Raw genomic sequence first — 26,880 nt, 5'->3', positions numbered from 1 at the left:
TAATACCTGCCATAGTCCACTACGTTTCAATTAAGGGTTATTTGTGTAGATCATTGGTCTTTTAAGAGGCGATAAATTGCATTTCTACATCAGATTTTATTGCTCATTCTGAACTGTATCGCGCCATAGCCGATAACTTCAACTGCTCATTCTTTGCATCTTGAGACAGGTGCAAAGGATGAGTCTACCTCAGAAATTGAGCTAATTAATATTATTTATCTTGATGACGATCGCTTGTATCTTGCTCAGTTTCTAGTAGCCGTGAAATCAGCATCTCTGGTTTTCTACTAATAACAGACTTAATTTTATCAATAGCAATTACTTCACTGATTTTCACAACCATTTCCCAGAAAGTATCTTCTTCTGTGTCTTTGTTGTAAGTTCTATGTTTAAAGGACAATAAATCATCCCAAACTCCGACAATTGTGGCGAAATACCACTTATCTCTCACTAGTATCCAAATTTCTTGTTCTAAGTAAGTCTGTAGAAGAGGTTTCACAATGACTAAGATATAAAAAATATTGTGCTACATATTAATTAAGTATTAACAGCCAAGACCACAGTTAAAATACTGAAAGTGTGTCAAAAAATCAAAGGCTGCATCATCAAGATGACTGATTCGTTGATCGAGACGATCGCAAACATTGTAGTACTCTGAATCGTAGTTAAAAGCTTTGGCAAAAATCAGGCATAATTTCACCTCTAACTCAGTCTATATCTGTATCCACGTGAAATAGTCGGACTTTTATTTAAAGATGTTTACGCAATCCCCTATCTAAATATGTAAAATGGCCAGCGTATCAAGCTTTGCTTTAGGCGATCGCTTTATGGCCATTACAAAACGGCGGCTACCAACCTTTTTACAGTTTGGCAAAAGTCTCAATCTTTCCCAAAAACTCATGCTCATTGGGTTAGCCATCACCCTATTTTTCATCTTCCTGGCATTTTTCGCTCCCGTATTGCAGGCTTGGGGATGGCTGCAAAACCCCAAAGATTTTCTCTCTAATCCAATTCACGAGCCACCCTCAGCTAAACATTGGTTTGGTACTAGTCGTCTCGGCTATGATGTGTTCTCCCGGACATTGTTCGGCGCTCAAGCTGCTTTGCAGGTGGTAATTTTGGCAACGGCACTGAGTATGATTATCGGTGTGCCTTTGGGGATGCTGAGTGGTTATCTCGGCGGTAAATTGGATAAAGTGCTGCTATTTATTATGGATAGCATCTACACCTTACCGGGGCTACTGCTATCTGTGACATTGGCGTTTGTAGTGGGGCGTGGGATATTGAATGCAGCGATCGCTATTAGCATTGCCTACATCCCCCAATACTATCGCGTTGTCCGCAACCACACCGTGAGCGTGAAAACTGAAGTGTTCATCGAAGCTGCTCAAGCAATGGGTGCTTCTACTTGGGTTGTGCTTTCTCGTTATCTGTTTTTCAACGTCATTCAAAGCGTACCCGTCCCTATTCACGCTCAACGCCGCTGATGCGATTTTGGTGTTGGGCGGTTTAGGCTTTTTGGGGCTAGGACTTCCCGAAGAAGTGGCAGAATGGGGACATGATTTAAAACAAGCTCTAGAAGCTCTACCTACTGGCATTTGGTGGACTACCCTTTTTCCTGGTTTAACGATGACATTTATGGTGGTAGGGTTATCACTACTTGGTGAGGGGTTAAATGAATTTGTCAATCCTCGATTACGGAGAGAAAATAGAATCCGACAATAGTCATTGGTCGGTCACTAGAGACGCGATTAATCGCGTCTGTACAATGGTCATTAATTTTAGACAAATGACAAAGGACAAAGGACAAATGACAAATAAACAATACAGAGATTTGTATGAAAGATAATCTAACGTTAATTGCTGCCGCTACTGGCGGGTTTATCCTTTCCGTTGCTCTTGCTGGTATCTTAAGAGGTGCGCCAATTACGGCTTGGCAAGAGCAATCTAGTGTTCGTACTATGACTGTTGCTAATTTACGAGTCGCACCCAATAGGACAGAAAATTTAGAATATTTTCGTGCCAAATCCTAAAACCCCGATCGATTGTTGATTTTGAACTCGACGATCGGGAATAGAGAATGGGTGATAACTGTTCACCAATTACCAATGCCCAATGCCTCATACCCAATTACAAATGACAAATGACAAATGACAAATGACAAAATTCAAGTAATTGGCATTGATGTCGGGGGAACAGCAATTAAGCTGGGGCGTTTTGCAGATGATGGTACTTGTCTGCAATCTTTAACTGTCGTATCTCCTCAACCAACAACGCCGGAAGCGGTGTTGGCGGTTCTGGTAGATGCGATCGCTCAAATCGATCCAGATAATCAAGCTGTTGCCATTGGTGTTGGAACTCCTGGCCCATCCGATGCCGCAGGACGCATTGCCAAAATCGCTATTAACTTACCTGGATGGATCGATGTGCCTTTAGCAGACTGGTTAGAAGCTAAAACTGGCAAACTGACTGCGATCGCTAATGATGCTAATTGCGCTCTTTTGGGAGAAGCTTGGCTGGGAGCCGGTCGCCACTTTCAAAATCTGATTCTGCTAACTTTAGGTACTGGGGTTGGTGGCGCAATTATCCTTGATGGCAAACTATTTATTGGACATCAAGGAGCCGCCGGAGAATTGGGTTTAATTTCCTTAAATCCTGATGGCCCAATTTGTAATAGTGGCAATCGAGGCTCTTTGGAGCAATATGCCTGTGCTACTGCAATTCGCCGCCGCACTCTCAAGGAACCCATCGAATTGGGTTTTCTTGCCCAACAAGGAGATGCCGCCGCATTGACTTTTTGGCAAGAATATGGTGTTAATTTGGGAATTGGTTTGACCAGTTTGATTTATGTACTTACACCACAAGCGATCGTGATTGGTGGCGGTATCAGTGGTAGCTTTGAGTTTTTCTTACCAAGTGTGAAGGCAGAAATTGAGAAGCGAGTGCAGCCTTTATCACGAGAGGGTTTACAAATATTGCCAGCAAAGTTAGGCAATTTTGCAGGAATAGTAGGTGCAGCAAAGTTGGCATGGCAAAACTATTCAAGATTTTAAATTATGGTTCAAACAAGCCCAGCTAGAGACATCTGTCTTTACAAATTAGAAGAAAAATTAGGCTCTAACTAAGAGATAATTTAATTAGTTTTACATTACGTAACATAGTTTAATTTATTCTTGCCCACTTACTTAGCAATTCTGGCTGATGGTGAAAAGTAAGTGAAAAGCAACTATTTAAGCTTGAATAAGCGCTATGTAATGTCAGAAGATGCAGTAAAGATGTTTTTCTGGCAAAAATCATAAAATGAGCATGTTATTCAAAACCAAAGCCAGTCTAATGGCTAAAGGCTTGAAGTATCAACAAAGAGTCAAGCAAACTTTTACCGTAATGCTAATAAGAGCTAGCCATCGCTACGTACTTGTAGCATTGATATTTAGCTTGATAATTCTTGCCTGCATTAACATCTTAAAATCTAACCAATTTTCAGTCACCGAGTCTCCTCTTAACAGTAAAGTCCTGAAGATTTGGTCAGATAAAGGTTACACTTTGGAAGAGGATGAAGCGCTCCAGAAGATCATTAGTAACTGGGAACAGCAAAGCGGCAACAAAATTAAACTTACTTTTTATACTAACGATGAATTGCCACAAAAGACTCAAAGAGCACTTCAGGCAGGTAATTCACCCGATCTCGTCATCAATAGCAGTGCTGAGAGGGAGCTGTATCCACGTCTTGCCTGGGAAGGTAAATTGGCAGATGTGTCTGATGTAATTGAGCCAGTCAAAAGTATTTATTCTGAAGGTGTGTTAGAAGCAGTTCGTTTATATAACAACGTTGATAAGAAGTCGAGTTACTATGCAGTCCCAATTAATCAATTAACAATTCACATCTTCTACTGGCGAGACTTACTAGAGAAAGTAGGTCGAACTCAAAGCGATATCCCTAAAAATTGGGATGCTTTCTGGGAGTTTTGGAAACAAGTGCAGGATGATTTGCGCGCACAGCAAAAACAGAATATTTACGGATTAGGTTTTCCTTTTTCCACTGGTTCTACAGATACCTACTACTTATTTGAGCAGATTTTAGAAGCATACAATGTCCAAATTTTAGACTCCAAGGGTCAACTTCTGCTCAACGATCCCAAGGTGTATCAAGGTATTGTTAAAAGCTTAGAGTGGTATGCGAAATTTTTCCAGCAGGGTTACGTACCACCAGACGCAGTAAACTGGTTAAATCCAGACAATAATCGCAGCTTGCTCAATCGTGGCGTGGTTATGACGCCTAACAGCTCGCTTTCGATCCCTGCTGCTGTTCGCCAAGATTCTGACACCTATCGTCATAAGCTTGGTATCTTAGAATTTCCGAACAAACCTAATGGTAAACCGATGCGCTTCTTAGTCTCGATTAATGAAATAGTTTTGTTTGCTGAGTCTAAAAACCAGAAGGTAGCCAAAGACTTTCTCGCATATTTAATTAAACCTGAAATCATAGGAAACTATCTCAAAGCTACCGGAGGGTCGATATCTACCAGTAATGAAGTCTGTTTGGAAAGATCCTTTTTGGACAAATCCAGCAGATCCTCATCTTTCTACTGCAACTCAAACACTAACTAAAGATACTCGTCCATTTTATATTGTCCAAAACCCTGCTTACAGCCTAGTTTTAGAAGAGAATGTTTGGGGTAAAGCTCTTAATGGAATAGTTGTCAATAGCATATCTCCAGAAGAAGCAGCAGACACGGCAATTGAGCGGATAAAACAAATTTTTGATGAATGGCAGTGAGCGATAAGTAGAATCGCGTAAATATTTTTAGTTGGGATGAGGCAGAAGGCAGAAGTTCTAAAATGTTTGAATGCGTGAATTTTGAATACTTCGGCTACGCGGTAGTTGAGCGCAGTCGAAACTCAGTACAAGTTTTGAATTTTGAATTGTTAATTTTATCTTGTTCTGCTACACAGTAATTTCAAAACAAAGAATATCCTGTTGCTTTTTGAACGTATTTCACAACTTTTTCATAAGATTCAGGATTACTCACAGGGTTGATGATAATAGGAATAGTGCCATCTGGCAACCAAAAAGTTATCCTGCCGTTCGGTTCATGACAAAAGGAACTGATGCAGTTGAGATTAATGACATATTCATTTTTTTCGTAAATTATTTTCACCCAGTGGGCACGCTCTAATTCTAATCCTGTCACACATTCTAAATAATCGATAATTTTTTGATAATCTTCTAGGTTATTTTGTGGATTAATTATTATGGGAATGGCACTATCGGGTAGCCAAAAAGTAACTCTGCCATTCAGTTCATAACAAAAAGCATGGACACGTTCAAAATTTACTACATATTCTTTCCTCTCGTAAAGGATTTTCACCCAGTACGCCACAACATCTCCTCAAGTCCGAAATTTACGAATGATGCACCCTGAATATCCAAATCTACTGAAGTCTTAAGTTAATGTTGCAATTAATTTTGAATTTTGAATACTTCGGCTACGCGGTAGTTGAGCGCAGTCGAAACTCAGTACAAGTTTTGAATTTTGAATTGTTATGACACCTCCAATGGTGTTGGTGTGCTAGATGTCGAAAGCGAAAGAGCGATCGCTGTTTGAATGAATCCTTTAAATAAAGGATGAGGGGTACTGGGGCGTGATTGAAATTCTGGATGAAATTGGCAAGCAAGAAAGAATGGGTGCTTGGTTAATTCCACAATTTCAACTAAACGTCCATCGGGAGAAGTACCACTAATTACATAGCCAGACTTTAACAACAAATCGCGGTAAGCATTGTTGAATTCATAGCGATGTCGATGTCGTTCATAAATGACATCTTCTTGATAGAGCTTAAAAGCTAAAGTATCAGGGAGAACACGACAAGGATATAATCCTAAGCGCATTGTACCCCCTAAATCCACAACTTCCTGCTGTTCTGGCAATAAATTAATTACCGGAGCCGTTGTGTAAGGGTCAAATTCAGCACTATTAGCACCTGTTAATCCCCCTACATTTCTGGCCCACTCAATCACAGAACATTGCATTCCCAGGCATAAACCCAAGAAGGGGATTTGGCGATCGCGGGCGTATTTAATCGCAGCAATTTTACCATCGACTCCCCGAACCCCGAAACCTCCTGGTACAACTATGCCATCAACACCTTTAAGATAATTTTCGGCTGGTTCCGTTTCCAATTCTTCTGAATTCACCCAACGCAGACGCAGTTTGCCATAAGTGGAGATTGCAGCATGGTTGAGCGCTTCTACTACAGATAAATAGGCATCACTTAACTGTACATATTTACCAACAATGGCAATTTCTACTTCGTGCTTGGGACTATGTAACCGTTGTACCAGGGTTTGCCACTGCGTCAAATCTGGTTTACGTTGTTCCATTTGCAGCAAGTTCAGCACTTGTTCTGCCATTCCTTCCCGTTCTAGATTTAGCGGTACTTCATAGATACTTTTGGCATCTTGGGAAGTGATAACGCATTCTTCCGGTACATCGCAAAATCCCGACAATTTCTGCTTTAATCCTTTGGGTAAAGGGCGATCGCTCCGACAAACTAAAATATCTGGTTGAATACCAATGGATCTCAGTTCTTTAACTGAATGCTGTGTCGGCTTAGTTTTCATTTCACCCGCCGAGGCAATCCACGGTACCAGTGTTACGTGCATATACAGCACATTCTGCCGCCCTACCTCTTTACGGAACTGGCGAATTGCTTCCAAAAACGGCAATGATTCAATATCTCCCACCGTCCCGCCGATTTCAGTAATTACTACAGAAGGATTTGTACTTTTAGCAACTCGCAAAATCCGTTCTTTAATTTCATTGGTAATATGAGGAATTACCTGTACAGTACCGCCATTGTAGTCTCCGCGCCGCTCTTTATTGATGACTGCCTGGTAAATCGAGCCAGTAGTCACACAATTTAAGCGTGACATTGAGGTATCGGTAAAGCGTTCGTAATGCCCCAAGTCTAAATCTGTCTCCGCACCATCTTGGGTAACGAATACTTCCCCATGCTGAAAGGGACTCATCGTGCCAGGATCGATATTAATATAAGGGTCGAGTTTGAGAATCGACACCGAATATTCGCGCGACTTGAGCAAACGCCCTAGACTTGCTGCTACAATGCCCTTACCAATACTAGAAACTACGCCTCCAGTAACAAAGATAAACTTAGTCATAGTAGTTTGAATTTCTAACAACTTCTAAAAATACATCCCGTCATTGTGCCACAGTTGTTGTGGTGTCATCTTCTGTGATTTGCTGTGAAAAACCTCTTAGGATTAGTAATATTAGGCTGTATTCTCACCTCCTCGATCGCATTGGCAGAGCCATCTCTCATAGTCGTTTTTCCCCAGACAAACTACCAGACAAGTGCCCAAAAAATCTTCTTTCTGGGCACCGCACCACCAGATGGTCAGGTTTTGATCAATAGTAAGCCAATTACCCGCAGCAAAGCTGGTCATTTTTCCCCTAGTTTCCCCTTACAGTTGGGGGAGAATCTTTTTACTGTGCGTCGCCAGAATCAAGAACTTAAGATTAAGGTGATCCGGCTTAACGCTAGCCCGGAACTACCACAAGGGGTAGCCTTTGCGAAAGATTCCCTGACTCCCGCAGTTGACATTGCCAGATTACCAGGAGAAGTAATTTGTTTTGGCGCGATCGCACCCCCTAACGCTAATGTCTCTGTAACCCTGGCTAATCAAACTATTGCCCTTTTACCCCAACCTCAACAAGCACAACTACCAAGTAATTTGGCAGCTTTGACAGGTCAAAATCAGCCTCATGCCCAGTCTAGCGTAGGCAACTATCAAGGTTGCACTACAGTAGCAACAGCCGCCGATCTAGGAAAACCTCAATTTCAACTGACGCTTGATGGTAAGACAATAACTCAACCAGGATCTGGTAAGATTGAAATCCTCTCAAGAGCACAGTTGCCAGTTTCTGAGGTTACAGTAGAATCAGGCGTTGCTCGTACTGGCCCTAGCACCGATTATTCCCGACTTACACCACTGCCCAAAGGCACACGCGCAACAGTTACAGGTAGGGAAGGTGAATGGTTGCGCCTAGATTATGGCGCTTGGATTAATAGTAAAGAAACCCGCATTCTACCTGGTGCAGTTCCGCCACAGACAATAATTCGCAGTGTCGGATACCGTCAACTCCCTAGTGCGACAGAGATAGTTTTCCCCTTGCAAGTTCCCGTACCCGTGAGCGTACAACAAAGTGAGCAAACTTTCGCTCTCACTCTCTACAATACTACTGCCCAAACGGACATCATTCGCCTGGATGATGATCCCCTAATTTATCGCCTAGACTGGCAACAGGAGGCTCCAGGACAAGTAAAATACACCTTTAACCTCAAAAAAGCTCAACAGTGGGGATACAAGCTGAGATACGACGGTACAACCCTGGTTTTGGCTTTGCGTCATCCGCCTAAAATCGGGAACACAAGACGCAAGCTTTTAGCTAATTTCAAAATTGTACTAGATCCAGGGCATGGCGGTAAAGAAACTGGTGCCAGTGGGCCAACTGGATATTTAGAAAAAGATGTCAATTTGGTAGTTTCCAAGTTGCTGCGAGACGAATTGGTGAAGGAAGGAGCAACGGTGGTGATGACGCGGGAGGACGACAAGGAAGTTTCGCTCGTAGAACGTCAGGCAATTATCAGTCGAGAAGAACCATGCATCGCTATTTCCATACATCACAACTCTCTACCCGATGATGGTGATGCCGAAAAAACCAAGGGATTCGGTGCTTTTTGGTATCAACCCCAAGCACACAGTCTCGCAATGTTTTTACACAACTATGTAGTGAAAAAAATCGGTAGACCTTCTTATGGTGTGTTTTGGGATAACCTGGCGCTGACACGTCCAACTGCTGCACCATCGGTATTATTGGAATTGGGTTTTATGAGCAATCCCGATGAATTTGAGCAGGTGGTGAACCCAGAGGAACAAAAGAAAATGGCAAAAGCGATCGCTCAGGGGATTACTGAGTGGTTTAGGAGCGTTAAATAAAATTGGATAACTAGAGTTTTACCTTTGTATCTGGTGGAGTGCGATTAGCTAGTTTCTACTCAATGTTGCGATCGGTCTTTGTTCAAGCTTTTTGAGTTTTATAGTCTATTGCCAAGCATAGCACTAAGTGCTATATAATAAGCGAAGATAATGACCATAGCATAATAATTTACAAAACCCGATGGTTTGACCGTTGGGCACGCAAAGAGGGTTTAAACGACCTCAGCCTCTGCGCTGCTGTAAACGAAATGATGGCAGGACTTTACGAAGCCGATCTAGGAGGTGGACTGTTCAAAAAGCGGATTGCCCGCTCTGGACAAGGTAAGCGTGGTGGCTTTCGTACATTGGTCGCAACCAACAAGGGAGATTGCTGGTTTTTTGTTTTCGGCTTCTCGAAAAACGAGCGCAGTAACATTAACAAAAAAGAAGAAAAAGCATTAAAAAAGCTGGCATCAGTGCTGTTCTCTTACACGCTAGAGGATCTCGAAAAAGCAAAGCTGGAAGATGAATTGATGGAGGCAATTTGCAATGCCGAAGAAGAAATCAGCGATTCTTGAAGCCGTTCACGAAACGGCTACGGGGCTGCACAAGGCTGGACTGATGGATCAAACTACATTGCGTGAATTCGACAGTCTGTGCTTGCCTGGGATTGAACCGCTTGAACCTGAGCAAATTAAGCAAATACGCGAATCATCTCATGTCAGTCAGGCAGTATTTGCTGCGATTTTGAATACAAGTCTATCAACGGTTCAAAAGTGGGAAATCGGTCAGAAGCGTCCCAGTGGCACTGCTCTTAAGCTGTTGCACCTAGTTAAAAAACGGGGATTGAATAGCGTGATTGATTAAAGGGTTAACCCTGCGTACTTGCTGGAGTGCGATCGCCTCCGGCGGGGCGTAGCCCATCGCTCTTTTTTAGCTAGTTCTTGCTCAATGTTGCGATAAGTTTTTGTTCAAGCTTTTCGATTTTTATAGTGCGATCGTCAGGTTTCATATTCACTTTGTATTTTCTATCTTAACAGCTTGAGTTATTGAATCCATATAATCAATGATATTGTCAATGTAAATCATCAAATCAGCCATAGAAACATCACTGGCATGGCTATTATGATGAACAATGTTATTTCTTTTTAGAACAATAGATGTAACAACATCTTTCTTGTAGACAAACCCCTCAATAGCATTTAAGTCCATACCTATTTTCTTGAATAGAGCTATTGTTCTGTATGGATTTCCTGAAATATGTTCGTCTAAGTCGTTTTTTTTAATAGATATCTTCAGATATTCAAATTTCAAATCATTATCTTTGATATCTTTATGACGCAAAAGCTCCCACTGGACTAAATTACGCGGGATTGAGAGTTTTGAAAGTTTACTACTAATAACATCAATACGTCTAAAAGCTATTTCCTTCAGATAGGACTCTAAGTATGCACATATGCTAATCAGGAATGATTTCACAAAGAAATTCAGATTATCTTCAAAAAATGGGTCTGGTTCTGAGAAGATAATTCTGTCCTGAGTTTCTTTAATAATTTCTTTCAATTTTTCAAAGAGGTTTACATATTTATCGTGAATTTCTTGCTCACTCATTAATTGCTGCCTCCAACAAATCCCCCCAAAGCTTTCTTCTTCTTAGAATTGAGCTTTTATTCTGTAAACCACTACTTAATGTTCTTTGAAAATCATCTAATTTGCAAAGTTCTTGAAATTTATTTTGAATCTTATCTTTATTTTTAATGAGAATTTCTTTGTCAATATCACTAAAATTGTACATTAACAAATCATAATAAACAATCGCTTGCCGTCGTTTTTGTTTAGTTGTATCTATAAAAACATCCCTCTCAAATATTGCAACGCATTTATCTATAGTACTATTAAATTAATTTCTAAGTACCTCAATCTCTTCTAAGGTTATACTTTTTTTTAACACTGTGTATTCATCAAGATACTTTGATAATCTATCCTGGTAGTTGTCAAGTGTTCCTTTTAGTGCAAAATATCTCAAAACTAGTTCCTCAGCCTCTAGGCTATCTTTAATTTTTTTACCATCTTTACCTAAACCAAATGTTTTAACTGTTTTTAACTTATACCAATTCTTTATGAAGCTGCGCTAAATAAGGCTTCAAGGATAAAATTGTAAGAAGTAAGAGAGGCAATCATGGAAGGTGTAATTTCTTTGAGGGCATCAGTTAACTTTTGCTGTAGTTGTGAGAGTGTTTTACAGTTTTCCCATTGGAGTTGAGATTTGAGAAATTCCCAAAACCGCTCAATCGGGTTGAGTTCAGGAGAGTGAGGAGGCTGAAAGAGCGGGATAATGTTATCTGGAAAATCGAGAGTTTTCGCTTTGTGAAAAGAACCTCGGTCGAACTGAATTACGGCACTATCATCACCAAGATCAGCAGACAACAACTCTAAGAAGTTTTGAAAACTGCTTCCCCATTAAGGTAAGGGAATTCGTAGAAAAAGCTGTATCCGCTTAGAGGTTGTACAACTCCATATAAATAAAAATTTTCGCGTTGCCATTGACTTAAACCTACAGGTTTAACTCCCTTAGCTGTAATTAAACGTCCGGTAATTGTCTTTAATCCTAAACGTGTTTCATCCTGACATAAATACCTCAATCTTTTCCCTTCGCCAAATTCCTCCTGCAAGAATTTGAGTGCTAGAGGCAGTTTTTTTGAAAGTGAGATAGACTGTCTGGATGTTGTTTGGTGCTTTGAGGACGCGGAACTTTCAGCTTGGCACCAAGTTGATATCTCACTAATTGGTATACCGTTTTATAAGCAACATTTAGTCCTAATTCCGCCATTAACCATTGTTGAATCTGACTGTAACTTTGAAATCCTTGTGGTTCGGATAATCTTTTTTTTAAACGTTCTAAATTCTCGCCACTGACAATTGGCTGTTTTCCTGGTGCCTGTTTCACCTCTAGTAAGCCTTTGTATCCTAATTCCTTGTATTTTTTTAGCCAACGAGTTACTGTTGCCTCATCTCTCCCTAACAACGCTGCCAGCGATCGCCTACTTGTAACCTGTCCTGTTTTTAGCCAGTTGAGCATTTGTAATCTCTCTTTGCTACTAGCTTCTAGCGCATATTTCACTGCTTTTTGTAATTCTTCTTGGCTCTCTTTAATTTCAACTATCAATCTCCGACCCATTACACTTTTACCAAATACACCCTTTTCCACAATTTAGCGCAGCTTCATACAGAATTGGTATTAGCTAATTCAGAAAGTAGATTGTCAAATTCACCAGGATATATGGCATGTCTTATTTCTTGATCTGATAGCTTAACTGCTCCCTGATTTAGTCTCGAAAAAATTTCTCTAATCAGATATTTAGGGTTTTCTTTCCTAAGGATAATACACCTTATTGTTGTTGACTCTAGCTCTGACTTATATTGACCAATCTCCGAAAATTTTTTTCCTTCCAATTCTTTAAATGAACTAAGTCCTTCCAAAGCAAATTCATCATTAAAAAACCGAACAATAGTCGTAAGACGCTGTACACCGTCAATAACCATGTGCTTACCGTCTTCAAATTCTGCGAAATAGCAGGAAGGTAGAGGTATCCTCATTAAACAGGACTCTATAAATTTTGAAGACCGCTCCCAGCCGTCTTTATCCCATTTATATTTTCGCTGAAAGTCAGGATCTAAAATCAGCTTTGGTGACTTCGCAGTAATGCGGCTGTGTAAAGTTTCAAAAGGATAATCAATTGGATATAAATTAAGGGTTTTTTCTTCGTTGTCTTGATTCACGTTTTTCTTAGTGTGCGAGAGTTTCTTACTTTAGAGTTTGTCAAAGCGTTTTTCTCCTCTGCTGCTTTGAGGCGATCGCTTTCCTACCTGCTACAAAATCAAGCATTGCTCTCTAACCTTTGTAACTTCTGCTCTACAATGAAGTCAAGAATCTAGCAGCTAAAATAGGGGAATTATTATATGTCCCACCCTATGCTCAGTACTCAAGAAGTCGCTCGATGTGGAAAAGAACTCTATCAAAGAAGTATCCGTGCCAAAGTTGAGATACAAGAGAACATTAGCAAAATTATCTAAATTAATGTTGAAACAGGAGATTACGAAATCGGTGATGATTTAGTCGAAACGAGTCTTCGATTACGATCCAAGTAAACCGATGCAGCACTTTGGGGAGAAAGAATTGGTTTTGATGCCGTTTATGCAGTTGATGGTACATTGCTCAGGACAGCAGAGTGATACACGGGACTGTACTTTGCGATCGCCCCACTGCCAAACCCAAAAGATGGAGCCATGCAGAAGATATCAAAAACAGCCCTCAAGTGATTGAAAGGTGCATTGGCGTAGCCTGTTGTAGACATTGCTGATTTGCCTACTAATGAAAAGCTAGTTGAAGTCTGTAGTAAGCTTTTGTCTGTAATTACTAAGTTTTTCGGCTTACCATAACTCCTTGCTTTGTCTTGATTTCAGTGCTTTTACCCTGCCAGAACGGCTTTGATCGCGGGTAGAAATATATGAAATCTGATATTTTGAAACTGTATGTATTTTAAAATAAGCGGGATAGTAGGAGCGATCGCTATTTTATTAAGTAATGGTAGTGCGATCGCCGAAGGTGTTGGCGCAGCGATCGCCCAAGATGCACAAAGATATATCACTGTAGGACACGATCGATTAGGAAACAGTGTAGCTTTAGATACAAAGACTATTAAGGGTACTACATATAAGCTTTACGGAATGTATGGTGATGGTATCTTCGAGACTACATTTGATGCTTCGTGTAAAGAATCACGGCTTTTTCGGAATCGCATTGCCATTTACGGTTCGGAAGGACAACTACTCCAAGAAGATCGAGAAAAAGGAGAAATACCTTTTGTAGCCAATTCTTCACCAGGCAAAGGAATGCAAATTGTTTGTCAAAAGATTGGTGCAGATGGTTGGTAGGTGATTAATATTGGGGAGTGAGGGGACAAGGGGACAAGGGGAGTCAGGAGACAAGGGGACAAATCTCTCCCTTGTCTCCCGCTTCTTCCTTGTCTACCTTGTCTCTTCTTGATGCCCAATGCCCCATATCCTTGTTAGCTAAGGACAAAACAACGTGTCACGCGTATCTCGTCCCTGTAATCGGATTAGTTCCTTTAGCAAGTTTGCACAATTTTTTTTGCTCATCGGGACGCAGCAGCGTATCGGTAAAATCTGCCCCGTCAATGATTGCACCATCAAATCTGGCGTTAGCAGCAAAGGCTCCCTCCAATAGTGCATTTGTCAAATTTGCTCTGACTAAACGAGCCGAGTCTAAAGTGGCATTTCTCAAGTCAGAACCCTCCAAATTCGCAGACTCCAAATTTGCTGCAAAGAAGCTGACACCGTTCAAATTAGCTCGGCTGAAGTTGCTCTGGCGAAGATTAGCTTTGGTAAAGCTGGAGTCTGTTAAATCACGTCCTGAAAAATCAGCTTCAACCAAAATTTCTTTATTATATTCAAGTGCCAAAGCTGTTGGAGCAAAACCTGCGGTTGCGGTAATGCCAATTATTCCCCACAGGAATAAGCTGAGTATACTTACCCAAATTCGATGGTCTATTTTACGCTTCAACCCCAACTTGGTTCGGGATGATGCAAGTGTAGAACCCGTAGTGCGATCGCTTAACCTAGAATTCACAGAATTCATGATATTTTTAGTCAATGGCTAACCTTCCTCCATCTCATTATCCAGATATTGGTTCATTAGGAGAAGACCTAGTAGCCCAATGGTTGCAATCTACTGGTTGGATAATTCTCCATCGTCGCTTTTCTAGCCGCTGGGGGGAAATTGATATTATTGCTCAATATGATGGACGAACTGGGGAAAAACTCCTTACTCAGGACTCCTTACTCAGCACTCAGCACTCATTATTGGCATTTGTTGAAGTCAAAACCCGCAGTTCAGGTAGTTGGGATGTCGGGGGAAGAAGCGCAATCACTCCACAAAAGCAGGCAAAAATCTGGCGTACAGCTGGTATGTTCTTAGCCCAGTATCCTGAGAAGGCAGATTATTCTTGTCGATTTGATGTTGCTATTGTCTACTGTCAAAGGATATCAAAAAATCTGACTGGGGTTACAGCAAATCAGGAAGCTCTAGCTACTTCATCAGTACCCGGATATAAGTTGAAGCTGCAAGAATATATTCTGGCAGCTTTTGACTCTTCAATTGAGAATGGTTAATTGGTAATCGATAAAATATCTTAATTACCAATGACCAATAATTTTGTAGTAGCGTTACAACCAAATAGTCTTACGCTAAAGTTTCTGGACAGTAACCTAAGCCCCGGACAAACTGCTGCCGGAACGCTTCAATTTCGTCTCTTTCTGGGCTACCATGAGAAACGATCGCTACCTGATAACGACGCATCACATCCACAGGGCACTGTCCAGCTTCCAAACTCCAAAGTGCCATTTGCACCCTCATTGGCGGTTCGTAGCTAATTCCTAATTCATTTAGAAAAGCCCGAAAGTCGCCATCTTCTTGGGGCGAGACTTGACCTTTGAGTTTGATCCTAACCACCCAGCCATCAATTTGATGAATTACGGTGACGAACGAAACTGGTGTCTGGGGTCTAGCGTGGAGGTGTTGAACGACCCTCAGGGTTAGACTGGCATTTGCCAGATAGTACAAGTATTCCATGTTTGTTGGTGCTTGGGATCAAAGCCAATCCTACATATCTATATTCGTCAATCAGTGCCTGTTCCCGGTAGGGTAAAAGCCCCCGTTTTTAGATGGGGAGGTTTACCCAATTTTTATGTTAATTTTTCCGTGTTACTTAATAGTAACAATCTTATAGCCTAGCGACAAAACTGAGCAAAGATGCCTTAAAGTTCCTTTAGAAGAAAAAACTTAACTCAGGCTTTTTAAGAGAGTATAAATACTAAATAAAGCAAAAACTAGTACAAGCCAATTTGAAAGATACTTCTAGCCCACAAGAAAAAGATTTGGAATTAGATTGCTCGGTAGCTGGCTATGACTACACACTACCTCCAGAACTCATTGCCCAAAACCCAGCAGTGCCTAGAGATAGTTCGCGGTTACTGGTAGTTGATTCTCCAACTACAGGAATCGAAACAGCACCTTTACACCATATTTTCCATGATTTGCCTGCACTGCTGCGCTCTGATGATTTGTTGATTATGAACAATACAAGAGTTATTCCAGCGCGACTTTATGGTCATAAATCCACTGGTGCGAAAATCCAGGTGTTGCTGTTGGAAGAACGGCAACATAACTGTTGGTTAGCTTTAGTTAAGCCAGGAAAAAGCTTCAAACGGGGAGCAAAGATTATCTTTGAACCAAGGGAAGCGGGTATTGGGCATTTAAAAGAGGCAGAGGGGCAGGGTGCGGGGGGCAGAGGGGAAAATTCTTCTCCAGTCCCCAGCCTCCAGCTAACGGCTACGGTTCTGGAAACAGACGCAGCCACTGGGGGGCGTTTGTTGCAATTTGATGTACCGGAGGGAAAGACTTTGGTGGAACTGTTAGAGGTATTTGGTGAAGTACCGTTACCACCGTATATCACTACCTCAGAAGCAGCTGATGAGCAGTATCAGACAGTTTATGCTAAACAACCAGGAGCGATCGCAGCTCCGACGGCAGGATTACACTTTACCCCAGAATTATTACAAAAGTTGCGCGATCGCCAAATAAATCAAGCTTTTGTGACGCTACACGTTGGTGTCGGCACATTTCGCCCTGTGGAAGTAGAGGACGTAACTACCCATCAGATGCATGAAGAATGGATTGAAGTTCCTGCCACCACAGTAGAGCAAATCCGCGCCACTAAAGCTGCTGGCGGTCGAATTATTGCTGTGGGAACAACGGCAGTAAGGGCTTTAGAAGGGGCGGCTCAATCTGGTAATTTACAACCATTTTGCGGAAAAACCGATTTGTTTATTTACCCCGGCTACCAATGGCGGGTGGTGGATGGTTTGATTACGAATTTTCACTTACCGCGTTCTAGTTTGTTGATGCTGGTAAGTGCGCTAATTGGCAGACAACGATTATTGAATATATACAACGAAGCGATCGCTTTTGAGTATCGCTTTTATTCATTCGGTGATGCCATGCTAATTTTGCCGTCAGCTATGGGTGTAGGGAGTGGGAAGAAACGCGATTAATCGCGTCTGTACAAGAGTTAGGAGTAGAGACGCGATTAATCGCGTCTATATAAGAGTTAGGAGTTATAAAGTTGAAAATTGAGAATTTTTTCTTTCGTGGTGGGTACTCTGACTTATAAGGGGTTAAAAATAAGTACAGGTCTGCTATTAATGTCTGAAAAATACCTATTTTCTCATTGGTTAAATTTATTTTGTCAGGTAACACTCGGTGGCTGTTCTGCATTTTTGCTCTTGGGTGCACCGACAATTACTAATTTCCCAGCTAGCAAGCTGCTGGCAGAAACTGCAATTTCTCAGGATCTCGAAGCAGCTAGCTTTTTCCAGCAGGGAGTTACGCGCTATAATCGCCAAGACTTACAAGGTGCAGAATATGCTTTTCAGAAAGCGTTGCAGCGAGATCCTAACCTTGGGGCAGCACGAAATTATCTCGGTAATATATTTATGGAGCAAAATCGCCTGGATGTAGCTTTACAAGAATTTACAGAGGCGATAAAACTTAATCCCAATTCTAGCGAAGCTTATTACAACTTAGGGTTAGTGTTGCACCGACAAGGAGAAAAAGAGGCAGCGATTACGGCTTATCGCCAGAGCTTGGTAATAGATTCCACAAGGGTGGCAGCACTGTATAATCTGGGTTTGTTGCTATACGAACAAGGAAAGTTAGAGGAAGCGATCGCTGCATACCAAAAAGCAATTAATCTAGATAGCAGCAATGCCAATGCTTATCTTAACTTAGCGATCGCCTTGCAACAACAAGGTCAAATCGAGCCTGCGATCGCCAGTTATCGCCAAGCTTTGAAGCTAGATCCTAAAAATGCCGCAGCCTATAGCAATATGGCAAATTTGTTAGCAATGCATGGTCAAGCTCCTGAGGCTATTTCTGTTTATCGGCAAGCGATTCGCCTAAATCCAAAAAGTGCCTCAGCTTACTATAACTTGGGAGTAACTTTATATAATCAGGGCGAGTTCAAAAAAGCCAGTGGAGTCTTGAAACGCGCTCATAATCAATATCGCGAGCAAGGCAACATTGAACAAGTCCAGAAAATTGAGCAGCTAATGCAGCAAATTGCCCAGAAAAGTGGGCAACAGCAACCTCAAGCCAGTCAAACAGCTACTCCTTCTCAGAGTTCAGATTCTACACTACAAACACCTGAGCCACAGACGGCACAACCAGAAACGCCCGCGAACCCTGGCGATGTACCTGTCTCAGTTGAACCAGAATCCACTTCAACAAATCCCGGACAATAAAAAACTCAGAGTTAAGGCGATTTGCCCTCATCCCCCAACTCCTTCTTCCAATTTTGGGAGAAGAGGAGCCAATTTAAAAGTCCCTCTTCCAAGCTTGGGAGAGGGATTTTGATTCATGCAATAAGTCTATTCTCTATTAAAAGGTGTTGGAGGTTAGTTTTGAGTAAAAGTTGCCCACGGCATAACTCCTAACTTTTAATTCCTAACTCCTAACTTTTTTAAATCGGCAAACGATTAATATCTTTATTGCAACCAATAACAACCATTGCTGAACCACGCTCTAAACGCTTGGTAGAGTCAGGATTAATTTGAAATTTACCATCCTGGCTTACTGCTAGCAAATTTAAACCGTAGCGGTTACGAAGTTGAAGTTCGGTGATGGTTTTGCCGTGAAATTCATCAGGCACAATCAACTCTACAATACTGTTATCTGGGTCGAGGTCAAACCGATCTAGAATTGCTGGTTTGGTAAGAGTACGCGCTAGGGCACAACCCGCTTCATACTCAGGAAAAACAACATGATCTGCGCCTACTCGCCGCAACAGTTTACGATGAACTTCACTAGAAGCTTTAGCAACTACATGAGGTACACCAGCCTCTTTCACATTTAAGGTGGTTATGATACTTTCTTGAACGTAGTTGCCAATTGCGACAATTACAGTATCAAATTCAAAAATTCCAGCTTCTTTGAGTGCGGCTGGTTCTGTAGAGTCTAGTTGCAAAGCATGACCAACTATTCCCTCAGTTAATGCTTCTGAAACTCGTTTTTCATCAATATCTGTTGCCAGCACTTGATAACCAAAATTGTGCAGTGTAGAACAGACAGACCTTCCAAAACGACCTAACCCAATTACAGCAAATTGGTGGTTATCTTTACGTAAACTGCGAAAAAAACTTAATGATGACAGATTCACCCTTTTTATCCTTATGATGGCTCCCTGTATTTAGGGCAAAAAACGGATATGCCGCTTGAATTAAAAATTTTATTTTTGCCTTCTAATGTATATTTTATCAGTTTGGGCATTAGTTCTTCTTTATCCCTATTCCTATTTCCTCTCCCTAACTATCCCACGAGTAAATTTTCTTCAGGATAGTGAATTCTGGTAGGGCGGGGGTCTCCTAATACGGCAGACATCAGCAGTAAAACACCTACTCTTCCAACGTACATAGTGACAATTAAGATGAGCTTTGCTGCTGTAGAGATACTTGCTGTGATGCCTGTAGAAAGCCCCACGGTAGCGAAGGCTGATACTACTTCAAACAAAATTTGAATAAAATCTAATGTTGGATCTGTGAGGCTAATTAAAATAGTGGCTAAAATTACTGCCGCTACCGATCCTACTAACACACCTACAGCTTTCAAAATTAAAGTTATTGCTATCTTGCGATCGTACAACAAAACTTCTTCTTTCCCTCGAAGAATCGTTTTTGTACAACTGGTTAGAACTCTCAAAGTTGTTGTTTTCATTCCTCCCCCTGTACCACCTGGACTTGCGCCAATAAACATTAGTGCAATCGTAATAAATAGACCAGCAGTGGTCATTTTGCTAATATCAATGGTATTAAAACCAGCAGTTCTGGGAGTAACTGATTGAAACCAAGCTACTAATATTTGGTCGCGGAAATTTAGAGAGCCAAATGTTTCAGGGTTTCTAATTTCTATACAGAAAAAAGCTATTGTTCCTATTGCTAATAATATAATAGTTGTGCTGGTTGCAACTTTAAAATCGAGTGATAACAATTGCTTTTTAAGAGATTTTTGGAAAACGCGATCGCGCAACCAAAGATACATTTCTAAAATTACCTGATAGCCAATTCCCCCAAAGATAATCAACATGCTAATGGTGAAGACTACTAAGAAGGATGACTGATAGCCAATTAAGTTATCTTTAAATAAACTAAAACCAGCATTATTCCAAGCATTGATGCTATGAAAAATCGCTAACCAAAGTCCTTGACTCCACCCATACTTTGGAACAAAAGCTGGTAGAAGTAAGAAGACTCCGGTAATTTCAAAAATTAAAGTTGTGGCAATAATTGAACGGATAACTTGGGAGCTACCACTCATACCTGGCCGGTCTAAAGCTTGTTGAATGGCGATTTTTTGCCGCATATCAAACTTACGACCAATGAGCAAAATCAGAAATGTGGTGGTTGTCATGTAGCCCAAGCCGCCAATCTGAGCTAATAGGGCAATAAATAACTGACCCCAAAAGGAAAAGTAAGTACCAGGATCGACTACTGATAAACCCGTGACACAAACTGCGGATGTGGAGGTAAATAGTGCCACAATCAGGTTATTCCATGTACCATCGCTAGTTGAAAAAGGCATCATCAACAGGATAGTACCAACAGCAATGACAGCCAGAAACCCCAAACAAATTGTGCGAGCAACAGTCATAATTAATTCAAAATTCAAAATTCAAAAAGTCAGATTTAAAATGGGTTGCTAGATGCTTTAAGCTGTAGCCCGATTTGGGAGAATTGACATAAATTCGACTCAGTAAAGTTTATTAAGGTAAAAGTGAGAAATTTGTCCCAGGAGGATAAATCTCGGCTTACCTTTTCGGGAAGTAAAAATACCCTTATTTAATTAAAAACATACATGGTAGCCTACCTGTATGTTTTTTTTGAATTCTACTTCGTCTCAATACTACTTTTTTCATGAGTGCAACACTTTACCAGCAAATTCAGCAGTTCTACGATGCTTCCTCTGGTCTGTGGGAACAGATTTGGGGCGAACATATGCACCACGGCTACTACGGTGTCGATGGCAGTCAGAAAAAAGACCGCCGTCAAGCTCAAATTGATTTAATCGAGGAACTGCTCAATTGGGCAGGGGTACAAGCAGCAGAAAATATCCTCGATGTCGGTTGTGGCATTGGTGGCAGTTCTTTATACCTGGCAGAAAAGTTTAATGCTAAGGCTACAGGAATTACTTTGAGTCCTGTGCAAGCTGCCAGAGCAACAGAACGCGCAACGGAAGCAAATTTGAGTCTGAAAACTCAGTTTCAAGTCGCCAATGCTCAAGAAATGCCCTTTGCTGATAATTCTTTTGACTTGGTTTGGTCGCTGGAAAGCGGCGAACACATGCCAGATAAAACTAAGTTTCTCCAGGAGTGCTATCGGGTATTGAAACCTGGCGGCAAGTTAATTATGGTGACTTGGTGTCATCGAGCAACTGATAAGTTACCACTGACGCCAGATGAGGAAAAGCACTTGCAGGATATTTATCGGGTGTATTGTTTGCCTTATGTAATTTCTTTACCAGAGTATGAAGCGATCGCCCGTCAACTTCCATTAAACAATATTCGCACTGCCGATTGGTCAACCGCCGTCGCGCCCTTTTGGAATGTAGTCATTGATTCGGCATTTACTCCCCAAGCGCTTTGGGGCTTACTCAATGCTGGTTGGACTACCATTCAAGGGGCATTATCGCTGGGGTTGATGCGTCGCGGTTATGAACGCGGGTTAGTTCGGTTTGGGTTGTTATGCGGGAATAAGTAGAAACAAGACCGCGCTGTAATGAAACAGCGCGATCGCACTACAATTTAAGAAATTCAATTCCGATTACCCTAGCAGCTTGTCCACCGTCAACAACTCAAGTCTCAAGAAAGAATGAGTTTTATTTTCAAAAATTTGAATAAAATGTCTCCTGAAGAATTACAGTCTATCTGCTAACAAGCTTAAGACTGACACCCTCAGTCGTAGTTTATTGCAAGGTATTAAAATAATTCGTAATTCGTCTTGTAGAGACGTTGTATTGCAACATCTCTACATACTACTAAATCCCACCAATAACCTTAACTAAGCGGTAAGGAATAAGAGTTACAGAGAGTTCTTGCCTAAGTGATAGCTTAGATAAGGGAATTTAGCGTGAATTTCATTCCACGACTGTTACTGAGGCCCCTTCATTGGATGGAGGTATAGCGGGTAATTCCAGACAGTATCCAGCACCATACACTGTCTTGATATAGCGGGGATGGCGAGGATCTGGTTCTAGCTTGGTTCTCAAGTGGCGAATATGCACTCGAATCGTTTCTATGTCATCATCAGGATCGTAGCCCCAAACTTCTCTGAGGATTTCGCTGGGAGAAACTGTTTGACCGTGGCGTTGCAGCAAGCAGTGAAGTAGCTCAAATTCCAAGTGAGTCAATTTCACCGTCTCATTGAACCATATTGCCTCAAATCTTTCGGGAACGAGGGTTAATGAGCCATAGTTGAGAATCTCACTATGCTTTGCGGCTTGGGGAATCCGGTCAGTACGCCGCAAAAGTGCCCGCACCCGCGCCAGCAGTTCTTCAACTTCAAAAGGTTTGGTGAGGTAGTCATCTGCGCCAGCATTGAAGCCTTCCACCTTGTCCTGAGTTTGGCTCAAAGCCGTCAACATTAACACGGGAATCTCAGAGGTGCGATCGTCGCGGCGCAGGCGTTGACAAACGGTAAACCCATCTACCCTGGGCAACATTAAATCGAGCATGATCAAGTCTGGTTGTAGCTGGAGAGCCAGCGCTTGACCTTTGATGCCGTCTTCAGCTTGACTAACATCGTAGCCAGCCATTTCCAAGTTGACGGCAACTAGTTCTGAAATCGCTGGGTCATCGTCTATGACAAGAATCCTCGGCATTCTTAAAAAATTATTACTACTTATTAAGGATAATTAACAACCTTTGATAGATACAAAGATTTTTGAATCAATTCTAAAAAAGTTTCTAAATCTTACATAAATATTAAGATTAAATGACTGTGAAATCAAGACTCAATTACACGAAATCTTATAGTCTATGATGTGTTATACTCCCCCCTACAATCCGTCTTGGTTTTTACAAAACGGTGTGATGATGACTGTATACACCGCTTTGTGGGGAAAACGTAACTGGGAAATTACTGTTCAAGACCCAGAACCGTCTTATCACGAAAAAATCTTTATTGGTGGCCAAGGTGTGCCAATTTTTGGCTTGGTTGCCATCCCGGAAAATGCTCATAGCACGATTATCGGTACTTATGGTATTACCGGAGAGTTAAAAACAGAATGGTTTTTGAGAGTGCTAGGACGTAAGGCTTACGCTCAAGGCTATGCTGTGGTGTTATTTGATTGGCGGGCCCACGGCAAAACGGCCGTTTTGTCCCCGACTCTAACTTCTGATGGTTTGTATGAAGGGGAAGATTTTGTTCGCATCGCCGCCGCTGCTAAAGCAATGGGATGTCCGGGGAAATTTTGGTTTACAGGGTATTCTTTAGGAGGGCAATTGGCACTCTGGGCGGTGAAGGTGGCTGGTGAGGTGATTAGGGAGTATGGAGATTTAGGATTAGAAGATAGCGATATTGGCGGTGGTATGGTGATTTGTCCGAGTTTAGATTCACAGCGATCGCTATCTTATCTGGTTACAAAGCCTTTCGGTAGATATTTGGAAGCAGGGATTGCCCAAAATTTAAAAAAACTGGCGTGGCGGATTCATGATGCCCATCCTGGAAGCCTTGACCCAGAAGCGATTGAACGGGCGAATAGCATTTGGGGTTTTGATAATGAATTGGTAATTAAGCGACTTGGTTTTCCTTCTGTGGAAGCATATTACCAAGCTAGCAGTGCTTTACAAATATTGCCGCAAATCTCAAAACCGACTTTGATTCTATATGCTGCTGACGACCCACTTTTTGACCCAGCTATCATACCGGAATTAGAAGAAGCGTGCGATCGCAATTCTGCAATAGATTTGTTACTTACTCAGTATGGCGGTCATGTTGGCTATTTGAGCAGTAAAGAGTGCCAGCGTCAAGTACAAGACCCCGATCTTTGGTGGGCATGGAATCGGGTTTTACAATGGTTAGAGCAACAACGAACAGAGTAATAGGCGAGACGATATTCTAGTTGTAGGATACTCGACGGATGGAGTCGTATTGCTTGGAAGCCCAAAATAGAGAGGATGACATTGACCCAGAAGTTACCACAATATCATTGGTAAACCAGCAATAACAGAAGCAATACCTGTCCAGAGAGTAAAACGCGCAATATCTAACTCATCCAAAGCAACGCTCATTTGCCTAATTGCTAATAGCAGCGCTGCCAGTAGTAGTATAAAGAAGGCAAAGTACTCCAAATTAATAATCATTCATCCTCACTATGTTCTACAAAAAAGTAGTTCTAATAGTTTATTAACAAGCTTTGGTAAGGTTTTTTTGTTTTAGATTTAACACTTTCTGAGAAAAACTATTTCCTACTGAAGAGATATCTACTTCAGAATTAAACAAACTATTAAAATACAACTCCCTTGACCTTTTGACTCAATGACCGCTTCTAATCATATTTGGCTACCTGCACCGACGGATTTAACTTTGCTACCAGATGATATTCATGTCTGGCGCATAGACCTTGACCAACCAGAAACACAACTGCAAAATTTAGCAGCAACTCTTTCCAGTGACGAAACATCTCGTGCTGAACGGTTCTATTTTCAGGAACATCGACAGCGTTTCATCGCAGGTCGCGGTATTCTCCGAACTATATTAGGGCGCTACTTGAGTATCCAGCCGTTACAAGTGGAGTTTAATTATCAACAGCGTGGCAAACCAGTACTAGCAGATAAATTTGCCGATAGTGGACTGGCGTTTAACTTGTCTCATTCCCAAGGGTTGGGTTTGTGTGCAGTGAATTGTACTCGCCCAATTGGTGTAGACCCTAGAATATATTCGCCCGATGTCTGATTTGGAAGCTCTTGCCAAACGGTTCTTTTTACCGAGAGAATATGAGATGTTGCGATCGCTATCTCCCAACCAACAGCAAGAAGTATTTTTCCGTTACTGGACTTGTAAGGAAGCTTATTTAAAAGCAACTGGAGATGGACTATCCCAGTTAGAGCAAATTGAAGTGTCGCTCACTCCCACAGAACCAGCCAAGTTACAGATATCTGAAGACTGGAGTCTGTTTGAACTAGTACCTGCAAACAATTATGTTGCTGCTGTTGCTGTAGAGAATTTTGGCTGGAATTTGAAGTGTTGGCAGTATTAATCCTAGTCATTTGTCATTAGTTATTCTTCGCCAATGCCCAATACTTCGACTTGGCTCAGTACAAGTGCCCAATGCCCCATGCCCCTTACTTATCTTCCTGCATATTTCTCACAATTCTTGTCACGAGTTTTCTAGGTACAAATCTGACGCTTTTTGCCAGGAGTTTATTCATAAAACCAGGAATGACAATGGTTTTGCCCTTCATTAAGCCGTGAAAACCAATTTCGGCTACTGTTCGTGCATCCATCATCTTTTTGCCCTTGAGCAACTTAGAGTCAGCCATCCCGGTTCTTTCGTGAAAGCCAGATTCTGTTGAACCTGGGCAAAGAACTGTCACAGTGACACCTGTACCTTCTAATTCATTAGCGATCGCTTCAGAAAAAGATAAGATATAAGCTTTAGTAGCAAAATAAACTGCCATCAAAGGCCCAGGTTGAAAAGCAGCAGCCGAGGCAACGTTTAATATCTTACCTTCACCTTGCTTGACCATCTGCTTCACGAATAGCTTAGTTAAATGGGTGAGACACACCAAATTTACCTGTAGCATTTCCAGTTCAGTAGCTAGGTCTGTTTCGTGAAATAATCCATAGATACCAAATCCGGCATTATTTACCAGCACATCAACATTAATATCGGCGAGTTGCAACTCCGTGAAAATTTCTTCAGGAGCAGTTGATATAGATAAATCCTTAACAATAGGTTTGACAAAAATCCCAAATTTTTCTTGGAACTTAACTGCAATTTCTACTAGCTTTGGCCCATTTCTGTCTACTAAGACCAAATTGTAATCATGAGCAGCAAAAATACATGCAAATTCGTAGCCAATTCCACCAGCTGCTCCAGTAATAAGAGCAGTTTTCTTGCTCTGATGTTGATGTTTTTTGTTCATGTAAGAATGTTAGTGAATTCAACTTGATGAAGCTGCGTTGCATTTACAGTGGTTCTCGTTCTACAATTAAGTGCGCGTAATATTTGAACTGACAAGAAATATATTAAGTTATTCCCCTTGCAAATACTTGTGTGATGCCTTAGATAGATGTAGCAGTCCAAACGCAAATTTAGGACTTATACATCGAATAAGTTGGGCATTAAAGAAGTTCGGTTATTTAAAACTACTAGCGTCTGGCTTTTGATTACTCACAAAAGCCAGCAGGTAAAATTAAACTTTTATGCCCGACACTAACCATTCTATCCTCAATTGCTTCTGTCAAGGGGTGAATCCTAAAAAATTACATTATTGAGCATAAAAAAACAGGGCAATATAATTGCCACTGTAAGTGTATGAGTTGTTGCTGGCATCTGAAATAATAGCTATTTAGTAGTACTGAGTTGTAAAAAGTATGAACTAAACAAAATTATTTTGTAGGGTAGCCAGTGGGTTGCGGTGAATCCAGCGCTGTAGGCGGGTTTCTCGCCGTAGGCGACTGGTGAACCCGTTCGCCCTTGGCGTTCCCGAAGGGTAGGGAAGTTGCCGATGCTCAATAGCGTAGCATTA

At 41.5% G+C, this 26,880-nt stretch carries 30 protein-coding genes and 4 pseudogenes; 16 read left to right on the top strand and 18 right to left on the bottom strand.

All coding sequences use genetic code 11. The features are described from left to right. Positions 1-211: 211 nt before the first annotated feature. Positions 212-499 carry a hypothetical protein gene (locus tag NSTCB13_RS13400; protein WP_445628130.1) on the bottom strand — a complete coding sequence of 96 codons (288 nt, stop codon included), beginning with the start codon at positions 497-499 and terminating at the stop codon, positions 212-214. Positions 500-827: 328 nt separating this feature from the next. Here NSTCB13_RS13400 and NSTCB13_RS13395 point away from each other — a divergent pair. From NSTCB13_RS13395 to NSTCB13_RS13375, 5 genes and pseudogenes are all read left to right on the top strand, one after another. Then, a pseudogene (locus NSTCB13_RS13395) lies at positions 828-1,725 on the top strand (ABC transporter permease). A gap of 113 nt (positions 1,726-1,838) precedes the next feature. Next, positions 1,839-2,033 carry a hypothetical protein gene (locus NSTCB13_RS13390; RefSeq protein WP_322670426.1) on the top strand — a complete coding sequence of 65 codons (195 nt, stop codon included), beginning with the start codon at positions 1,839-1,841 and terminating at the stop codon, positions 2,031-2,033. Positions 2,034-2,150: 117 nt separating this feature from the next. Further along, on the top strand, positions 2,151-3,053 hold the full coding sequence (locus tag NSTCB13_RS13385) for an ROK family protein (protein WP_448272663.1): 903 nt from the start codon (positions 2,151-2,153) through the stop codon (positions 3,051-3,053). 247 nt (positions 3,054-3,300) lie between these two features. Further along, the gene (locus NSTCB13_RS13380; RefSeq protein WP_448272662.1) at positions 3,301-4,608 is read left to right on the top strand and encodes an ABC transporter substrate-binding protein; all 1,308 of its coding nucleotides are present in this window, start codon (positions 3,301-3,303) and stop codon (positions 4,606-4,608) included. After that, on the top strand, positions 4,529-4,777 hold the full coding sequence (locus NSTCB13_RS13375; protein WP_448272661.1) for a hypothetical protein: 249 nt from the start codon (positions 4,529-4,531) through the stop codon (positions 4,775-4,777). Before NSTCB13_RS13380 ends, NSTCB13_RS13375 begins: the two co-directional genes overlap by 80 nt. Before the next feature lie 181 nt (positions 4,778-4,958). Here NSTCB13_RS13375 and NSTCB13_RS13370 read toward each other — a convergent pair whose 3' ends face one another. Beyond that, positions 4,959-5,381, bottom strand: coding sequence for a hypothetical protein (locus tag NSTCB13_RS13370; protein ID WP_445628133.1), 423 nt, complete (start codon positions 5,379-5,381; stop codon positions 4,959-4,961). Positions 5,382-5,542: 161 nt separating this feature from the next. After that, positions 5,543-7,180: a CTP synthase gene (locus NSTCB13_RS13365; protein ID WP_448272660.1), complete on the bottom strand. Its 1,638-nt coding sequence runs from the start codon at positions 7,178-7,180 to the stop codon at positions 5,543-5,545. 84 nt (positions 7,181-7,264) lie between these two features. Between NSTCB13_RS13365 and NSTCB13_RS13360 the strand changes: the two genes are divergently transcribed. The 3 genes from NSTCB13_RS13360 (at position 7,265) to NSTCB13_RS13350 (ending at position 9,865) form a co-directional block, all read left to right on the top strand. Continuing rightward, positions 7,265-9,019 (top strand): N-acetylmuramoyl-L-alanine amidase, encoded by a 1,755-nt coding sequence (locus NSTCB13_RS13360; protein WP_448272659.1) that lies wholly within the window; start codon positions 7,265-7,267, stop codon positions 9,017-9,019. Positions 9,020-9,126: 107 nt separating this feature from the next. Next, a complete protein-coding gene (locus tag NSTCB13_RS13355) occupies positions 9,127-9,576 on the top strand; it encodes a type II toxin-antitoxin system RelE/ParE family toxin (RefSeq protein WP_448273195.1) in 450 nt (149 codons plus the stop codon). Then, positions 9,548-9,865, top strand: a complete 318-nt coding sequence (locus NSTCB13_RS13350) for a helix-turn-helix domain-containing protein (RefSeq protein WP_445628137.1) — start codon at positions 9,548-9,550, stop codon at positions 9,863-9,865. Before NSTCB13_RS13355 ends, NSTCB13_RS13350 begins: the two co-directional genes overlap by 29 nt. Positions 9,866-10,012: 147 nt before the next feature. On the opposite strand, the gene NSTCB13_RS13345 is transcribed toward NSTCB13_RS13350, so the two are convergent. From NSTCB13_RS13345 to NSTCB13_RS13320, 6 genes are all read right to left on the bottom strand, one after another. Then, entirely contained in the window at positions 10,013-10,609 is a 597-nt protein-coding gene (locus tag NSTCB13_RS13345) for a HEPN domain-containing protein (protein ID WP_445628138.1), read from the bottom strand. Further along, positions 10,602-10,793 (bottom strand): hypothetical protein, encoded by a 192-nt coding sequence (locus NSTCB13_RS13340; RefSeq protein ID WP_448272658.1) that lies wholly within the window; start codon positions 10,791-10,793, stop codon positions 10,602-10,604. Before NSTCB13_RS13340 ends, NSTCB13_RS13345 begins: the two co-directional genes overlap by 8 nt. 323 nt (positions 10,794-11,116) lie before the next feature. After that, positions 11,117-11,425, bottom strand: a complete 309-nt coding sequence (locus tag NSTCB13_RS13335) for a transposase (RefSeq protein ID WP_445627957.1) — start codon at positions 11,423-11,425, stop codon at positions 11,117-11,119. Positions 11,426-11,430: 5 nt separating this feature from the next. Next, positions 11,431-11,640, bottom strand: a complete 210-nt coding sequence (locus tag NSTCB13_RS13330) for a hypothetical protein (protein ID WP_448272657.1) — start codon at positions 11,638-11,640, stop codon at positions 11,431-11,433. A gap of 41 nt (positions 11,641-11,681) precedes the next feature. Further along, positions 11,682-12,176 (bottom strand): helix-turn-helix domain-containing protein, encoded by a 495-nt coding sequence (locus NSTCB13_RS13325; RefSeq protein ID WP_448272656.1) that lies wholly within the window; start codon positions 12,174-12,176, stop codon positions 11,682-11,684. Positions 12,177-12,220: 44 nt separating this feature from the next. Continuing rightward, a complete protein-coding gene (locus tag NSTCB13_RS13320) occupies positions 12,221-12,778 on the bottom strand; it encodes a DUF262 domain-containing protein (protein ID WP_448272655.1) in 558 nt (185 codons plus the stop codon). Between the two features lie 180 nt (positions 12,779-12,958). Between NSTCB13_RS13320 and NSTCB13_RS13315 the strand changes: the two are divergent. Then, positions 12,959-13,231: pseudogene (locus NSTCB13_RS13315) on the top strand (hypothetical protein). Here NSTCB13_RS13315 and NSTCB13_RS13310 read toward each other — a convergent pair. Further along, positions 13,192-13,353, bottom strand: coding sequence for a hypothetical protein (locus tag NSTCB13_RS13310; RefSeq protein ID WP_448273249.1), 162 nt, complete (start codon positions 13,351-13,353; stop codon positions 13,192-13,194). The pseudogene NSTCB13_RS13315 and the gene NSTCB13_RS13310 overlap by 40 nt on opposite strands. Before the next feature lie 178 nt (positions 13,354-13,531). On the opposite strand from NSTCB13_RS13310, the gene NSTCB13_RS13305 reads away from it, so the two are divergent. Continuing rightward, a complete protein-coding gene (locus tag NSTCB13_RS13305) occupies positions 13,532-13,933 on the top strand; it encodes a hypothetical protein (protein ID WP_448272654.1) in 402 nt (133 codons plus the stop codon). Between the two features lie 138 nt (positions 13,934-14,071). Here NSTCB13_RS13305 and NSTCB13_RS13300 read toward each other — a convergent pair. Further along, positions 14,072-14,648 (bottom strand): annotated as a pseudogene (locus tag NSTCB13_RS13300) (pentapeptide repeat-containing protein). A gap of 23 nt (positions 14,649-14,671) precedes the next feature. Between NSTCB13_RS13300 and NSTCB13_RS13295 the strand changes: the two are divergent. After that, positions 14,672-15,190 (top strand): YraN family protein, encoded by a 519-nt coding sequence (locus NSTCB13_RS13295; protein WP_448272653.1) that lies wholly within the window; start codon positions 14,672-14,674, stop codon positions 15,188-15,190. 70 nt (positions 15,191-15,260) lie between these two features. Here the strand turns inward: NSTCB13_RS13295 and NSTCB13_RS13290 are convergent, their stop codons facing one another. Next, on the bottom strand, positions 15,261-15,650 hold the full coding sequence (locus tag NSTCB13_RS13290) for a hypothetical protein (protein WP_012412259.1): 390 nt from the start codon (positions 15,648-15,650) through the stop codon (positions 15,261-15,263). A 272-nt stretch (positions 15,651-15,922) separates the two neighbouring features. On the opposite strand from NSTCB13_RS13290, the gene queA reads away from it, so the two are divergent. Beyond that, the gene (queA, locus tag NSTCB13_RS13285; protein WP_448272652.1) at positions 15,923-17,131 is read left to right on the top strand and encodes a tRNA preQ1(34) S-adenosylmethionine ribosyltransferase-isomerase QueA; all 1,209 of its coding nucleotides are present in this window, start codon (positions 15,923-15,925) and stop codon (positions 17,129-17,131) included. 150 nt (positions 17,132-17,281) lie between these two features. Then, positions 17,282-18,379: a tetratricopeptide repeat protein gene (locus NSTCB13_RS13280; protein WP_448272651.1), complete on the top strand. Its 1,098-nt coding sequence runs from the start codon at positions 17,282-17,284 to the stop codon at positions 18,377-18,379. A gap of 218 nt (positions 18,380-18,597) precedes the next feature. On the opposite strand, the gene NSTCB13_RS13275 is transcribed toward NSTCB13_RS13280, so the two are convergent. Together NSTCB13_RS13275 and NSTCB13_RS13270 are read right to left on the bottom strand one after the other, a co-directional pair. Then, positions 18,598-19,293 carry a potassium channel family protein gene (locus NSTCB13_RS13275; RefSeq protein WP_322680166.1) on the bottom strand — a complete coding sequence of 232 codons (696 nt, stop codon included), beginning with the start codon at positions 19,291-19,293 and terminating at the stop codon, positions 18,598-18,600. A gap of 149 nt (positions 19,294-19,442) precedes the next feature. Further along, positions 19,443-20,780: a TrkH family potassium uptake protein gene (locus NSTCB13_RS13270; protein ID WP_448272650.1), complete on the bottom strand. Its 1,338-nt coding sequence runs from the start codon at positions 20,778-20,780 to the stop codon at positions 19,443-19,445. A 263-nt stretch (positions 20,781-21,043) separates the two neighbouring features. Here NSTCB13_RS13270 and NSTCB13_RS13265 point away from each other — a divergent pair, with 263 nt between their 5' ends. Next, the gene (locus tag NSTCB13_RS13265; protein WP_445628145.1) at positions 21,044-21,886 is read left to right on the top strand and encodes a methyltransferase domain-containing protein; all 843 of its coding nucleotides are present in this window, start codon (positions 21,044-21,046) and stop codon (positions 21,884-21,886) included. A gap of 376 nt (positions 21,887-22,262) precedes the next feature. Here NSTCB13_RS13265 and NSTCB13_RS13260 read toward each other — a convergent pair whose 3' ends face one another. Next, positions 22,263-23,006, bottom strand: a complete 744-nt coding sequence (locus NSTCB13_RS13260; protein ID WP_322670411.1) for a response regulator transcription factor — start codon at positions 23,004-23,006, stop codon at positions 22,263-22,265. Between the two features lie 157 nt (positions 23,007-23,163). Here NSTCB13_RS13260 and NSTCB13_RS13255 point away from each other — a divergent pair, with 157 nt between their 5' ends. Beyond that, the gene (locus NSTCB13_RS13255; protein ID WP_448272649.1) at positions 23,164-24,228 is read left to right on the top strand and encodes a YheT family hydrolase; all 1,065 of its coding nucleotides are present in this window, start codon (positions 23,164-23,166) and stop codon (positions 24,226-24,228) included. A 93-nt stretch (positions 24,229-24,321) separates the two neighbouring features. Here NSTCB13_RS13255 and NSTCB13_RS13250 read toward each other — a convergent pair whose 3' ends face one another. Then, positions 24,322-24,489, bottom strand: a complete 168-nt coding sequence (locus NSTCB13_RS13250; protein WP_181929464.1) for a hypothetical protein — start codon at positions 24,487-24,489, stop codon at positions 24,322-24,324. 175 nt (positions 24,490-24,664) lie between these two features. Between NSTCB13_RS13250 and hetI the strand changes: the two are divergent. After that, positions 24,665-25,385: pseudogene (hetI, locus tag NSTCB13_RS13245) on the top strand (4'-phosphopantetheinyl transferase HetI). 85 nt (positions 25,386-25,470) lie between these two features. On the opposite strand, the gene NSTCB13_RS13240 reads toward hetI, so the two are convergent. Then, positions 25,471-26,274, bottom strand: coding sequence for an SDR family NAD(P)-dependent oxidoreductase (locus NSTCB13_RS13240; RefSeq protein WP_448272648.1), 804 nt, complete (start codon positions 26,272-26,274; stop codon positions 25,471-25,473). Positions 26,275-26,696: 422 nt separating this feature from the next. Next, positions 26,697-26,867, bottom strand: a complete 171-nt coding sequence (locus NSTCB13_RS13235) for a hypothetical protein (protein WP_448272647.1) — start codon at positions 26,865-26,867, stop codon at positions 26,697-26,699. Between the last annotated feature and the right edge of the window lie 13 nt (positions 26,868-26,880).

The sequence above is a fragment of the Nostoc sp. DSM 114160 genome (assembly GCF_053470305.1).
The sequence above is the reverse complement of the archived record's forward strand: the minus strand, read 5'-3'. Positions and strand labels throughout refer to the sequence as shown.

Coding starts and splice junctions, on each gene's coding strand:
- NSTCB13_RS13365 (WP_448272660.1), bottom strand. CDS start 7,180: ATGACTAAGTTTATCTTTGTTACTGGAGGCGTAGTTTCTAGTATTGGT.
- NSTCB13_RS13375 (WP_448272661.1), top strand. CDS start 4,529: ATGAAGTCTGTTTGGAAAGATCCTTTTTGGACAAATCCAGCAGATCCT.
- NSTCB13_RS13325 (WP_448272656.1), bottom strand. CDS start 12,176: ATGGGTCGGAGATTGATAGTTGAAATTAAAGAGAGCCAAGAAGAATTA.
- NSTCB13_RS13255 (WP_448272649.1), top strand. CDS start 23,164: ATGATGTGTTATACTCCCCCCTACAATCCGTCTTGGTTTTTACAAAAC.
- NSTCB13_RS13260 (WP_322670411.1), bottom strand. CDS start 23,006: ATGCCGAGGATTCTTGTCATAGACGATGACCCAGCGATTTCAGAACTA.
- NSTCB13_RS13340 (WP_448272658.1), bottom strand. CDS start 10,793: ATGTACAATTTTAGTGATATTGACAAAGAAATTCTCATTAAAAATAAA.
- NSTCB13_RS13265 (WP_445628145.1), top strand. CDS start 21,044: ATGAGTGCAACACTTTACCAGCAAATTCAGCAGTTCTACGATGCTTCC.
- NSTCB13_RS13295 (WP_448272653.1), top strand. CDS start 14,672: ATGGCTAACCTTCCTCCATCTCATTATCCAGATATTGGTTCATTAGGA.
- NSTCB13_RS13385 (WP_448272663.1), top strand. CDS start 2,151: ATGACAAATGACAAAATTCAAGTAATTGGCATTGATGTCGGGGGAACA.
- NSTCB13_RS13290 (WP_012412259.1), bottom strand. CDS start 15,650: ATGGAATACTTGTACTATCTGGCAAATGCCAGTCTAACCCTGAGGGTC.
- NSTCB13_RS13280 (WP_448272651.1), top strand. CDS start 17,282: ATGTCTGAAAAATACCTATTTTCTCATTGGTTAAATTTATTTTGTCAG.
- NSTCB13_RS13305 (WP_448272654.1), top strand. CDS start 13,532: ATGTATTTTAAAATAAGCGGGATAGTAGGAGCGATCGCTATTTTATTA.
- NSTCB13_RS13390 (WP_322670426.1), top strand. CDS start 1,839: ATGAAAGATAATCTAACGTTAATTGCTGCCGCTACTGGCGGGTTTATC.
- NSTCB13_RS13380 (WP_448272662.1), top strand. CDS start 3,301: ATGAGCATGTTATTCAAAACCAAAGCCAGTCTAATGGCTAAAGGCTTG.
- NSTCB13_RS13250 (WP_181929464.1), bottom strand. CDS start 24,489: ATGATTATTAATTTGGAGTACTTTGCCTTCTTTATACTACTACTGGCA.
- NSTCB13_RS13240 (WP_448272648.1), bottom strand. CDS start 26,274: ATGAACAAAAAACATCAACATCAGAGCAAGAAAACTGCTCTTATTACT.
- NSTCB13_RS13270 (WP_448272650.1), bottom strand. CDS start 20,780: ATGACTGTTGCTCGCACAATTTGTTTGGGGTTTCTGGCTGTCATTGCT.
- NSTCB13_RS13350 (WP_445628137.1), top strand. CDS start 9,548: ATGCCGAAGAAGAAATCAGCGATTCTTGAAGCCGTTCACGAAACGGCT.
- NSTCB13_RS13345 (WP_445628138.1), bottom strand. CDS start 10,609: ATGAGTGAGCAAGAAATTCACGATAAATATGTAAACCTCTTTGAAAAA.
- NSTCB13_RS13310 (WP_448273249.1), bottom strand. CDS start 13,353: ATGTCTACAACAGGCTACGCCAATGCACCTTTCAATCACTTGAGGGCT.